The sequence below is a fragment of the Streptomyces sp. NPDC031365 genome (genome assembly GCF_055569765.1).
Map to the genome: position 1 here is coordinate 166,732 of NZ_JBVIIM010000004.1, position 12,115 is coordinate 178,846.

A 12,115-nucleotide genomic window follows, 5' to 3' on the forward strand; every position below is an offset into this window, starting at 1 on the left:
ACCGTACGATGGGGGGTGGTCCAGTGCCGTATCGAGGAGGATGACCGTGGCGGACGAGCTGCCGGAGACCCCGGAGACTGCCGAAGAGGAGCCCGTCAAGCAGCGCAAGAACGGCCTGTACCCGGGCGTGTCCGACGAGCTGGCCGAGAGCATGAAGAGCGGCTGGGCCGACACCGAACTGCACGGCCTGGAGCCGATCGCGCAGGCCGCTCGGACCGCTGCCCGCCGCGCGGCGCTGTCGGTCCGTTTCCCGGGTGAGCGTCTGGTCGTTCCCGCGGGCAACCTGAAGACACGTTCCAACGACACCGAGTACTCCTTCCGGGCGTCGGTCGAGTACGCGTACCTCACCGGAAACCAGACGGAGGACGGGGTCCTCGTACTGGAGCCCACGGCCGGCGGCCACAAGGAGACGATCTACCTCCTGCCCCGCTCCGACCGGGAGAACGGTGAGTTCTGGCTGGACGGGCAGGGCGAGCTGTGGGTGGGCCGCCGCCACTCCCTCACCGAGGCCGAGAAGCTGTACGGCATCCCCGCATCCGACGTGCGCGAGCTGACCGAGGCGCTGCGCGAGGCCACCGGACCGGTGCGGGTCGTACGCGGTCATGACGCCGGTGTCGAGGCTGCCCTGACGGACAAGGTCACCGCCGAGCGCGACGAGGAGCTGCGTGTCTTCCTCTCGGAGATGCGGCTCGTCAAGGATGACTTCGAGATCGGCGAACTGCAGAAGGCCGTCGACTCCACCGTGCGCGGCTTCGAGGACGTCGTGAAGGTCCTCGACAAGGCCGAGGCGACCAGTGAACGCTACATCGAGGGCACGTTCTTCCTGCGTGCCCGCGTGGAGGGCAACGACGTCGGCTACGGTTCCATCTGCGCCGCGGGCCCGCACGCCTGCACGCTGCACTGGGTGCGCAACGACGGCCCGGTCCGCTCCGGCGACCTGCTGCTGCTGGACGCGGGCGTGGAGACGCACACGTACTACACGGCCGACGTCACCCGCACGCTGCCGGTCAACGGCACGTACAGCGAACTGCAGAAGAAGATCTACGACGCCGTGTACGACGCCCAGGAGGCCGGTATCGCGGCGGTGAAGCCAGGTGCCAAGTACCGGGACTTCCACGACGCCGCACAGCGGGTGCTGGCCGAGCGGCTCGTCGAGTGGGGTCTGGTCGAGGGGCCCGTGGAGCGGGTGCTGGAGCTGGGTCTGCAGCGCCGCTGGACGCTGCACGGCACCGGTCACATGCTCGGCATGGACGTCCACGACTGCGCCGCCGCGCGGACCGAGACGTACGTCGACGGCACGCTGGAGCCCGGCATGGTGCTCACCGTCGAGCCGGGCCTGTACTTCCAGGCCGACGACCTGACCGTGCCCGAGGAGTACCGGGGTATCGGTGTGCGCATCGAGGACGACATCCTCGTCACCGAGGACGGCAACCGGAACCTCTCCGCCGGACTGCCCCGGCGGTCGGACGAGGTCGAGGCGTGGATGGCGAGCCTCAAGCACTGAAGCACCCGCACCCACACGGTGGCCGGGCACACGCGCGCGTGTGCCCGGCCACAGCCGTCGCTACACGGCGACGAGAGGGGCCCCCTTGCGCCATTTGAGGATCTTGTCGAAGCTCACCACCGCGCCGCCCCGGCCCGGCTTGTTGCCGATGTGGACATGATCAGCCAGCTCCTGGATGAGACACAGACCCCGGCCGTGCTCCGCCTCGGACGGCGCGGGTCGGGCCTGCGGACGGGAACGGCCGCCTCCGGCCGCGGCGGGGAAACCGGGCCCCGCGTCCGCGACCTCGATACGGCACTTCTCCCCGTCGAGGTAGGCGGTCACCCGGTACGCCTCCGAAGTGCCGCCCCGCACGGTGTCCCCGCCGTGCTCGACCGCGTTCGCGCAGGCCTCGCTCAGGGCGACGGAGAGCTCGTAGGAGATGTCGGGGTCGACGCCCGCGGTCTCCATGGCGCCGAGCAGCAGGCGCCGGGCGAGCGGCACGCTGGCGGCATCGCGCCGCAGATGGAGTGACCACCAGATGCTCATGCTCCAGCCTCCTGGCTGCGGCTCGACATACCGTTACGTATTGCCCTGAGTGCCCGTCGGTAAGCGTGAAGTTGTTGTGACGCCGCCCATATGGCGGGTGTGGCGTGGAGCCGAATGGTGTATGCGGAGCGGCCGGCGGCAGATGTGATCTTCCGGTCTTACCTCATCTTGCGGACCTGCCTGACGGCGACCGGCGGGCCGGTGCGATGATGAGGCCGCCATGCCTGCCCCCCATCCGCGTATGACGCGCTCCGGACGAGGACTGCGGATCCTGCGGGCCGCGGTCTTCGCCGCGGTCTGCGTCGTGCTGGCCGGGGCAGGTCACACCCTCGCCTCCCGAGCCGCCGTTCCGCTGTGGACGCTGGGCGCGGGGTTCCTCGGCGTGGTCGCGGTCGCCGCCCCGCTCGCCGGACGCGCGCGTTCCCTGCCGGGTGTCGCGGCGATGCTGGCGCTCGGCCAGACGGCACTGCACACGCTGTTCGGCCTGGGGCAGCACGGCACACCCCCCACGGGCGCGCCGTCCGACGCCGCGCTGGTCGAGCAGGCCGCGCGGCTGCTGTGCGGAACCCCCGCGGCGGGGATCAGCCCCGCACGGGCCGAGCGCATCCTCACCGATGCGCGTGTCCACCCCCGCGGGGTGGACGCCCACGCGGTGGACGCCCTGTCGGCCGCCGGGGGCTCTCCGGCGGCACTTCTGCCGTCGCTGCCGATGCTGCTCGGCCACCTCCTCGCAGCGATGGCCGCGGGATGGCTGATGCGCCGCGGCGACCTGGCGCTGCTGCGGCTGGCCGAACTGTCGGCGCACGGTGTCGCCGAGGGCGCCCTCGTACGGTCCCTCCGCGCGGCGCTCACCCTGGTGCGTGCCCTGCGCGCCGGACTCCCGGGAGCACCACGGGAGGTGCCGCGTACGGCGCGTACCGTTCCGCTCGCACCCCCGGCGCCCCGGACCCGCGCCCTGCAGCACACGGTGATCCGCCGGGGCCCGCCCGCCGCCGTCACCGCACTCGCGCTCGCCGCCTGACGCGAGGCGACCACCACTCCGCCACTGCCGGTCCTCGGGTCTTGGGCTTTTGGCCTTCCGGTGAGGAGAGGGGCGCCCGCGTGCGGCACGCGTGTGCGCACCGTGGCCCGTGTGCGTCCGGGGCTTCGCGATGAAGTCCCGTCGGCCGTACGCGCGGCGTACCCCTCACCGTCAGTGAACCCCCCAACGAAGCGGAGTGCTTCTGCCATGCAGGCTTCCCGTATCGCCGCCGCCGGTGCCGTCGCCGGTGTCACCGTCCTCGCCCTGTCCTCCCCCGCCCTCGCGCACGTCAGCGTGCAGCCCGAGGGCGAGGCCACGAAGGGCGGCTACGCGGTCGTCGACTTCAAGGTCCCCAACGAGCGTGACGACGCCTCGACCACCAAGCTCGAGATCACCTTCCCCACGGACCACCCGCTGGCCTCCGTGATGCCGCAGCCGGTCGAGGGCTGGGACGTCAAGGTCACCAAGTCCGCGCTGGACAAGCCTCTCGAGATGCACGGCAAGAAGATCAACGAGGCCGTCTCCAAGGTCACCTGGACCGCCACGGGCGACGGCATCGAGGCCGGCTTCTTCCAGAAGTTCCCGCTGTCCGTCGGCACGCTCCCCGAGGACGCCGACGAACTCGTCTTCAAGGCCCTGCAGACGTACTCCAACAAGGAGGTCGTCCGCTGGATCGAGGTGCCGCAGGAGGGGCAGGACGAGCCCGACCACCCGGCTCCCGTACTCGCCCTCTCCGAGGCCACCGGGGACCACCACGGCGCCTCGGCCGACGACAAGGCGTCCGACGATGCCGGGTCGGCCGAGGACGCCTCCACCGAGACGTCCGCCGCGTCCGACGAGGGCGACTCCGACGGTACGGACACCGTCGCCCGTGTTCTGGGCGTCGTCGGCATCGTGATCGGCGCGGCGGGCGTCGCCTACGGCGTACTCGCCGGTCGCCGCCGCACCACCGCCTGACCCTCACTCCTCTCCACGGCGCGCACCGGGCCGTCCACGGCCCCGTGGCATCCGGTGCGCGCCGGAGCACTCACCTTCGGGAACCATCCATGCGCAAGAAGACCTTCGCGGCGGCTCTGCTCGCGGCCACCGCCCTCACCCTCTCCGCCTGCGGCAGCGGCAGCGGCGACAGCGGCAACCCCGTCGCCGTGGTGTCCGAGGAGGCCGGCTCGCAGAAGGCGGCCACCGTTCTGGACAGGCCGTTCGAGAAGCCGGACCTCGTCCTGACCGACACCCGGGGCAAGAAGTACGACTTCCGTGAGGAGACCGCGGGCCGGCCCACCCTCATCTACTTCGGCTACACGCACTGCCCCGACGTCTGCCCGCTGACGATGAACAACCTCGCCGTGGCGAAGAAGCAGCTTCCCCGGGACCAGCAGGACGAGCTGCGGATCGTGTTCGTCACCACCGACCCCGAGCGGGACACCTCCGCCGCGCTCGGCACGTGGCTCAAGGGCATCGACGCCCAGGTCATCGGTCTGACCGGCGAGTTCGACACCATCCAGGCCGGCGCCCGCACCCTCGGCATCTCCATCGATCCGCCGCGCGAGGACGACAACGGCAAGACCGTCTCCGACCACGGCACCCAGGTCATCGCCTTCTCCCCGAAGACCGACGGCGGCTACGTCCTCTACGGCGAGGACGCCACCGTCGAGGACTACACCGAGGACCTCCCCAAGATCATCAAGGGTGAGAATCCATGAGCCGCCTGGCGGCCGTGGTCGTCGCCGGGGCGCTGACCCTCGCCGGGTGCGGCGGCACGGACGACTCGGGATCCGGCGACGGCACGGCGGACCTGTCCGTGAGCTCCGCGTACATGCCGCAGCCGGTGTCGGACATGGCTGCCGGTTTCCTCACCATCACCAACGACGGCGACGGCGCGGACCGGCTGACCTCGGTCAGCAGCGATGCCGCCGGTCAGGTCACCGTCCACGAGACCGTCGACGGTGCGATGCAGGAGGTCGAGGCTCTCGACATCCCGGCCCACGGCAGTCTGGTTCTGGAGAGCGGCGGCAACCATCTGATGTTCGAGCAGCTGAAGCAGCGGCCGAAGCAGGGGCAGAAGGTCTCCGTCGAGCTGCGCTTCGACCGGTCCGGCCCCGTCACGGTAGAGATTCCGGTCAAACCGGCCACCTACACCCCGAAGACCGGACACTGAGGGAGCACCCCTGTGACCCAGACCATCGCCCCCCGCGCGCGGACCCTGGTGCTGCTGTTCCTGGCCGTCACCGGCGCACTCCTCGCCTGGGCCGCTCCCGCATCCGCGCATGCCGCGCTGACCGGCAGCGACCCCGGGCAGGGGGCGGTGGTCGACACGGCTCCCACTCAGGTCTCGCTCACCTTCTCCGAGCAGATCGCGGTGAGCGAGGACGCCGTGCGGGTGCTCGATCCCCAGGGCGAGCGGGTCGACAAGGGCGACCCGGCCAACCCGAGCGGTACGACCTACACCGTGCGGCTGCTGAGCGGGCTGCCCGACGGCACGTACACCGTGGCCTACCAGGTCGTGTCGGCGGACAGCCACCCCGTCGCCGGTGCCTTCACCTTCTCCATCGGCGCGCCCTCCGAGACATCCGTCTCGGTCTCCGCCCAGGCGTCCGACGACGGCCTGGTCGGCGGGCTGTACGGCTTCGGCCGGTACGTGTCGTACGCCGGCTTCGTCGTCATGGCCGGCGGCGCCGCCTTCGTGCTCGCCTGCTGGCAACGTGGTTCCGGGGTGCGGGCGGTGCAGCGGCTGGTCGTCTCCGGATGGCTGGCGCTCACCGCGTCCACGCTCGGGCTGCTCCTCCTGCGCGGCTCCTACACCACCTCCGGCAAGGTCGGCGACATCTTCGACCTCGCGCTGCTCGGGGACGTGCTCCAGACCAAGACGGGAGCGGCACTGGTGTCCCGGCTGCTGCTGCTCGCCGCGGCGGCACTGTTCATAGCCGTGCTGTTCGGCGCCTATGACAAGCGGGAGGCAGAGGAGAAGCGCGACCTGACGTTCGGGCTCGCGATCGGGGGGACGGTCGTGGCGGCCGGGCTCGCCGCGAGCTGGGCGATGTCCGAGCACGCCTCCCAGGGCCTCCAGCCGGGTATCGCCATGCCGGTGGACGTGGTGCACCTGCTGGCCGTCGCCGCCTGGCTCGGCGGGCTCACCACGCTGCTCACCGCGCTCTTCCGGGCACCCTCCGAGACGCCGGTCGGCCGGGACTCCGTCCAGCGGTTCTCGCGCCTCGCCTTCGCCGGCGTGATCGCGCTGGTCGCCACGGGGATCTACCAGAGCTGGCGGCAGCTCGGCTCCTGGTCGGCCTTCACCGACACCCGGTACGGGCAGCTGCTCCTCGTCAAGATCGGGCTCGTGGTGGTGCTGGTCGGGATCGCCTCCGTCTCACGGCGGTGGACCGCACGGCTGGCGGAAGCACCCGCGGCGGTCGGCTCCGCCTCCGCGAAGGCGACCGAGTCGCAGCAGTCCCGCGCCCAGGACGTCGTCACTGCCGGGCAGGCCGGAAGGACCGAGGACACGAAGGACGCGAAGGCGGAGCCCGGAGCGGAAGGGACGGCCGGAACGGGATCCGCACGGGCCGCTCAGCTCTCCCGGCAGCGGGCCGCGATGGAGACCGCCCGGCAGAAGCGCCTTCGGGACGCCGACCCCAACCGCTCGGGTCTGCGCCGCTCCGTACTCGCCGAGGCGGGCATCGCCGTCGTCCTGCTCGCCGTCACCACCGTGCTGACGCAGACCGAGCCGGGACGCACGGAGCAGGAGGCCAAGGCGGCCGCCGCCTCGTCCTCGGCGTCCGCGTCGACCGGCCAGGGCACCGGCGCGGTGACCCTCAACATGCCCTTCGACACCGGCGGCACGAACGGCAAGGGCGTCGCCACGATCGACCTCGAGCCCGCACGCGTCGGCGACAACGTCATGCACGTCTACGTGGAGGGCACGGACGGCCGGCCCTTCGACATCCCCGAGGTGAAGGTCGCCTTCACCCTCTCCTCCGAGGCCATCGGCCCGCTGCCCGTCGTCCCCGACCACCTCGCCACCGGGCACTGGTCGGCGAGCGGAGTGCAGCTCCCCATGGCGGGCGACTGGAAGATCGAGGTGACCGTGCGCACCTCCGATGTCGACCAGGTGACCGTCTCGAAGAACGCGCAGATCGGCTGACCACCATGGCTGAACAGACCATTCCGCAGGTTCGCACCCCGGAGGCATCCCAGAGGGAGCACGTCGGCCGGGCCGCCGGGCAAGGCATCTCCCGCCGTCGGCTGCTGGGCACGGCAGGCGCCACCGGACTGGTGCTCGGCGCGGCGGGCGGAGCCGTGGGATACGCGTCGGCGCCCGCCGGAGCCACTCCGCTGGCATCGGTGGGCGACAGCCGGGTGCGGTTTCACGTGAAACACCAGCCCGGCATCACGCAGCCGCTCCAGGCCCGGGGCCATCTCGTCGCCTTCGACCTCGCACCCGGCACCGGCCGCAAGGAGGCGGCCGCACTGCTGCGCCGCTGGTCGGACACGGCCCGCCGGCTGATGGCGGGCGAGCCGAGCGCACACGGCGACACCGATGTGGCCCGGGACGCCGGCCCTTCCTCGCTCACCCTCACCTTCGGCTTCGGTCACAGCTTCTTCGGACGCACCGGGCTGGAGAAGCGACGCCCGGTCGCCCTGGACCCTCTGCCCGACTTCTCCTCCGATCACCTCGACAAGGCGCGCAGCAACGGCGATCTGTGGGTGCAGATCGGCGCTGACGACGCCCTCGTGGCCTTCCACGCACTGCGGGCCGTACAGAAGGACGCGGGTTCGGCGGCCAGGGTGCGCTGGCAGATGAACGGCTTCAACCGCTCACCGGGCGCCACCGCGCACCCCATGACCGCCCGCAATCTGATGGGCCAGGTCGACGGCACCCGTAATCCCAAGCCCGCCGATGCCGACTTCGACCGGCAGATCTTCGTACCGGAGGAGGGCGAGCCCGCCTGGATGGCGAACGGCTCCTACGTCGTCGTACGTCGTATCCGCATGCTGCTGGACGACTGGGAGAAGCTGTCGGTCAAGGAGCAGGAGCACGTGATCGGGCGTCGCAAGTCCGACGGGGCACCGCTGTCCGGGGGCGACGAGACGTCCGAGATGGATGTGGAGAAGACCGACGCCCAGGGCAATCTGGTGGTGCCCATCAATGCCCACGCGAGGATCACCCGACCCGACCAGAACGGAGGGGCGGCGATGCTCCGCCGCCCGTTCTCGTATCACGACGGCATCGGCACGGACGGGGTGCCGGACGCGGGTCTGCTGTTCATCTGCTGGCAGTCGGATCCGTTGCGCGGCTTCGTTCCGGTACAGCGCAAGCTGGACCGGGGCGATGCGCTGACACCGTTCGTCCGCCACGAGACGAGCGGGCTGTTCGCGGTCCCGGGCGGTGCGGCGGAGGGTGAGTATGTGGGTCAGTTCCTGCTGGAGGGGTGAGAACGGCCCGGCGTCACCCCTGAGAGCTTTCCGGGCGTTGCCGTCGGCGTGGGCCCATTAGGGTGAGGACATGCCAGCGAGCTATGCGTATCTCGGCCCAGAGGGCACCTTCACGGAGGTCGCCCTGCGCACGCTTCCCGAGGCGGCGACCCGCGAGCTGATCCCCTACGTGTCCGTGCAGTCCGCGCTCGACGCGGTGCGGGTCGGCGAGGCCGAGGCGGCTTTCGTCCCCATCGAGAACTCGGTCGAGGGCGGGATCACCACCACCCTCGACGAGCTCGTCGCGGGCACCCCGCTGATGATCTACCGCGAGGTGCTGCTGTCGATCACCTTCGCGCTGCTCGTCCGTCCGGGCACCAAGCTGTCGGACGTCAAGACGGTCACCGCCCACCCCGCCGCCCAGCCGCAGGTGCGCAACTGGCTGAAGACGCATCTCCCGGAAGCCGTCTGGGAATCGGCCGCCTCAAACGCGGACGGTGCACGCCTGGTCCAGGAGGGCCGGTACGACGCCGCCTTCGCCGGTGAGTTCGCGGCGGCCCGGTACGGCCTGGAGGCTCTGGAGACGGAGATCCACGACGCGGAGAACGCGCAGACCCGGTTCGTGCTGGTGGGCCGTCCCGCCCGGCCGGCGGCGCCCACGGGCGCCGACAAGACCTCCGTGGTGCTGTGGCAGCGTGATGACCACCCCGGTGGCCTGCGCGACCTGCTGGGCGAGTTCGCCACACGGGGTATCAACCTGATGCTGCTCCAGTCCCGTCCGACCGGTGCCGGTATCGGTAACTACTGCTTCTGCATCGATGCCGAGGGCCATATCTCGGACCGTCGGATGTCCGAGGCGCTGATGGGGCTCAAGCGGATCTGCCTGCAGGTGCGCTACCTCGGTTCGTATCCGCGCGCGGATGTGCGGCCGGGGGAGGTGCGGCCACCGTTCCCCGGCACGTCGGACGAGGAGTTCGTGGGGGCGGCGGACTGGGTGGCGCGCTGTCAGGACGGCCGTTTCTGAGGAGCACATCGACCCTGGGCCCGGTCCTACCTGCTGATTTTCGTTATCCACAGAAGTTATCCACAGGTCCGCTTCTCGACCTGGGGACAAGTCGACACCGAAGTCCACTTTGGTCGACAAATCGCCCTTCGATACATGATCGGGTTCATCGTCCCGCACCTCGCCCTTCGTCCATTCTTTTCCTTTGGTCAACCCTTTGAGGCGAACCCTTTCCACTCAAAGGTGGCCATAGAGGCGGTTTGCGCCGGGAATCCCCAGCATCGGCCGAGCGTCTCGGAGTGATCAATTCCGTAGTCCACAGATTTTCCCCACACCCTGTGGATAACTTTGCCAAGGTGAGGGAACCTGTGGACAACCGAACCCCAAGTCCCCTTTCACGCAAGGGATTCCGGTCAACCGGCAGCCCATGGACTGACCCGTTCAAGGGGCGGCGTCGCTTCCATTGACCTCACGGAACACAACGCGCATTTACCTCATAACGGAACGCGATCCGTTCCCTCGCCCAAGTCAGTCGTGGGCCGTCATCCCGCACCGGTAGCCTTGACCGCGTGATTGACCTTCGCCTGCTTCGTGAGGACCCCGACCGTGTGCGTGCTTCGCAGCGCGCCCGTGGAGAGGACGTCGCGCTCGTCGACGCCCTCCTGTCTGCCGACGAACGACGCAGGTCGTCCGGCGTGCGCTTCGACGAATTGCGCGCCGAGCAGAAGTCGCTCGGCAAGCTCATCCCCAAGGCGGCCGGAGACGAGAGGGCCGGGCTGCTGAGGAAGGCCGAACAGCTCAAGGCCGACGTGAAGGCCGCCGACGCCGACCGGGAAGCCGCCGCCGCCGAGACCCAGGAACTCCTGCTCAGACTGAGCAACCTGGTCCACCCCGACGTGCCCGTCGGCGGCGAGGAGGACTTCCTCACGCTGGAGACGCACGGCAGCGTCCGTGACTTCGGCGCCGAGGGCTTCGAGCCCAGGGACCACCTCGAGCTCGGCCAGATCCTCGGCGCCATCGACGTCGAGCGCGGTGCCAAGGTCTCCGGCTCGCGCTTCTACTTCCTCACCGGTGTCGGCGCCCTGCTGGAGCTCGCCCTGGTGAACGCGGCGATCGCGCAGGCCACCGCGGCCGGCTTCACGCCGATGCTGACCCCGGCGCTGGTCCGTCCCCAGTCCATGGCGGGCACCGGCTTCCTCGGCCAGGCCGCCCAGGACGTCTACCACCTGGACAAGGACGATCTCTACCTCGTCGGCACGTCCGAAGTGCCGCTCGCCGCGTACCACATGGACGAGATCATCGACGCCGGCCGGCTGCCGCTGCGGTACGCGGGCTTCTCTCCCTGCTTCCGCCGCGAGGCCGGCTCGCACGGCAAGGACACCCGGGGCATCTTCCGCGTACACCAGTTCGACAAGGTCGAGATGTTCTCGTACGTCGCTCCTGAGGACTCTCAGGCGGAGCATCAGCGGCTGCTGGAGTGGGAGAAGCAGTGGCTCACCTCGCTGGAGCTGCCGTTCCGCGTGATCGACGTCGCCTCGGGCGACCTGGGCTCCTCGGCTGCGCGTAAGTACGACTGCGAGGCGTGGATCCCCACCCAGGGCAAGTACCGCGAGCTGACCTCGACCTCGGACTGCACCGAGTTCCAGTCGCGCCGGCTGTCGATCCGGGTCCGCGAGGACAAGAAGGTGCGCCCGCTGGCCACGCTCAACGGCACCCTGTGCGCCGTACCGCGCACCATCGTGGCGATTCTCGAGAATCACCAGCAGGCCGACGGCTCGGTCCGCGTGCCGGATGTGCTGCGTCCGTACCTGGGCGGCCGGGAGCTCCTGGAACCGGTCGTCAAGTGAAAGCGGTGTTCCCCTACCGGCTGATCGCCACCGATCTCGACGGCACGCTGCTGCGGGACGACCACTCGGTCTCCCGCCGGACCCGTGACGCGCTCGCCGCGGCCACCGCGGCGGGCGCCGCGCACATCGTCGTCACCGGCCGCGCGGTGCCCTGGACGCGCCCCATACTCGACGATCTCGGCTACACCGGGCTCGCCGTCTGCGGCCAGGGCGCACAGGTGTACGACGCCGGGGCGCACCGGCTGCTGACGTCAGTGACACTGGACCGGCAGCTGGCCGGCGTGGCGCTGGCCAAGATCGAGGCCGAGGTCGGCCCGCTCCACCTGGCGGCCAGCCGCGACGGTCTGGACGGCGAGGTGCTGGTCGGCCCCGGTTACGAGGTCCAGGGCGCGCTGCCCGCGACCCCGTTCACGGACGCCTCCGATCTGTGGGCGGCACCCCTGAACAAGCTGTACATCCAGCACCCGGCCCTGTCCTCCGACGAGCTCGCGGAGGCGGCCACCCGCACTGCGGGCGGTTTCGTCACCGTCACCATGGCGGGCGAGGGCATCGTAGAGCTGCTGCCGCTCGGCCTGTCGAAGGCGACGGGGCTGTCCCTGGCGGCACGTCGGCTGGGCACGAAGGCGACGGAGACGATCGCCTTCGGTGACATGCCCAACGACCTCCCGATGTTCGCCTGGTCCGCACACGGCGTGGCCATGGCCAACGCCCACTCGGAACTGCGAGCAGTGGCCGACGAGGTGACGGCCTCCAACGAGGAGGACGGCATCGCGGTGGTCGTGGAGCGACTGCTGGGCTGAAGCCCG

11 protein-coding genes are annotated in these 12,115 nt (G+C 70.4%); 10 read left to right on the forward strand and 1 reads right to left on the reverse strand.

Annotation, left to right across the window (positions count from 1 at the left end; all coding sequences use genetic code 11):
• Positions 1–40: 40 nt before the first annotated feature.
• Positions 41–1,504 (forward strand): aminopeptidase P family protein, encoded by a 1,464-nt coding sequence (locus tag ACZ5C2_RS08695; RefSeq protein WP_468788013.1) that lies wholly within the window; start codon positions 41–43, stop codon positions 1,502–1,504.
• A 60-nt stretch (positions 1,505–1,564) separates the two neighbouring features.
• Here ACZ5C2_RS08695 and ACZ5C2_RS08700 read toward each other — a convergent pair whose 3' ends face one another.
• On the reverse strand, positions 1,565–2,032 hold the full coding sequence (locus ACZ5C2_RS08700; protein WP_468788015.1) for an ATP-binding protein: 468 nt from the start codon (positions 2,030–2,032) through the stop codon (positions 1,565–1,567).
• Between the two features lie 220 nt (positions 2,033–2,252).
• On the opposite strand from ACZ5C2_RS08700, the gene ACZ5C2_RS08705 reads away from it, so the two are divergent.
• From ACZ5C2_RS08705 to ACZ5C2_RS08745, 9 genes are all read left to right on the forward strand, one after another.
• The gene (locus tag ACZ5C2_RS08705) at positions 2,253–3,053 is read left to right on the forward strand and encodes a hypothetical protein (RefSeq protein ID WP_468788017.1); all 801 of its coding nucleotides are present in this window, start codon (positions 2,253–2,255) and stop codon (positions 3,051–3,053) included.
• A 207-nt stretch (positions 3,054–3,260) separates the two neighbouring features.
• Complete coding sequence (locus ACZ5C2_RS08710) at positions 3,261–4,010, forward strand: YcnI family copper-binding membrane protein (protein ID WP_468788019.1); 750 nt, start codon at positions 3,261–3,263, stop codon at positions 4,008–4,010.
• A gap of 89 nt (positions 4,011–4,099) precedes the next feature.
• The gene (locus tag ACZ5C2_RS08715; RefSeq protein ID WP_468788021.1) at positions 4,100–4,753 is read left to right on the forward strand and encodes an SCO family protein; all 654 of its coding nucleotides are present in this window, start codon (positions 4,100–4,102) and stop codon (positions 4,751–4,753) included.
• On the forward strand, positions 4,750–5,208 hold the full coding sequence (locus tag ACZ5C2_RS08720) for a copper chaperone PCu(A)C (protein ID WP_468788023.1): 459 nt from the start codon (positions 4,750–4,752) through the stop codon (positions 5,206–5,208). The genes ACZ5C2_RS08715 and ACZ5C2_RS08720 overlap by 4 nt, the downstream gene beginning before the upstream one ends.
• A gap of 12 nt (positions 5,209–5,220) precedes the next feature.
• Positions 5,221–7,188, forward strand: coding sequence for a copper resistance CopC/CopD family protein (locus ACZ5C2_RS08725; protein WP_468788025.1), 1,968 nt, complete (start codon positions 5,221–5,223; stop codon positions 7,186–7,188).
• Positions 7,189–7,193: 5 nt separating this feature from the next.
• Positions 7,194–8,480 carry an iron uptake transporter deferrochelatase/peroxidase subunit gene (gene efeB, locus ACZ5C2_RS08730; protein WP_468788027.1) on the forward strand — a complete coding sequence of 429 codons (1,287 nt, stop codon included), beginning with the start codon at positions 7,194–7,196 and terminating at the stop codon, positions 8,478–8,480.
• Between the two features lie 70 nt (positions 8,481–8,550).
• A complete protein-coding gene (gene pheA / locus ACZ5C2_RS08735; RefSeq protein ID WP_468788029.1) occupies positions 8,551–9,483 on the forward strand; it encodes a prephenate dehydratase in 933 nt (310 codons plus the stop codon).
• A 548-nt stretch (positions 9,484–10,031) separates the two neighbouring features.
• On the forward strand, positions 10,032–11,309 hold the full coding sequence (serS, locus tag ACZ5C2_RS08740; protein ID WP_468788031.1) for a serine--tRNA ligase: 1,278 nt from the start codon (positions 10,032–10,034) through the stop codon (positions 11,307–11,309).
• The gene (locus ACZ5C2_RS08745) at positions 11,306–12,109 is read left to right on the forward strand and encodes an HAD family hydrolase (RefSeq protein ID WP_468788033.1); all 804 of its coding nucleotides are present in this window, start codon (positions 11,306–11,308) and stop codon (positions 12,107–12,109) included. Before serS ends, ACZ5C2_RS08745 begins: the two co-directional genes overlap by 4 nt.
• Positions 12,110–12,115 lie beyond the last annotated feature (6 nt).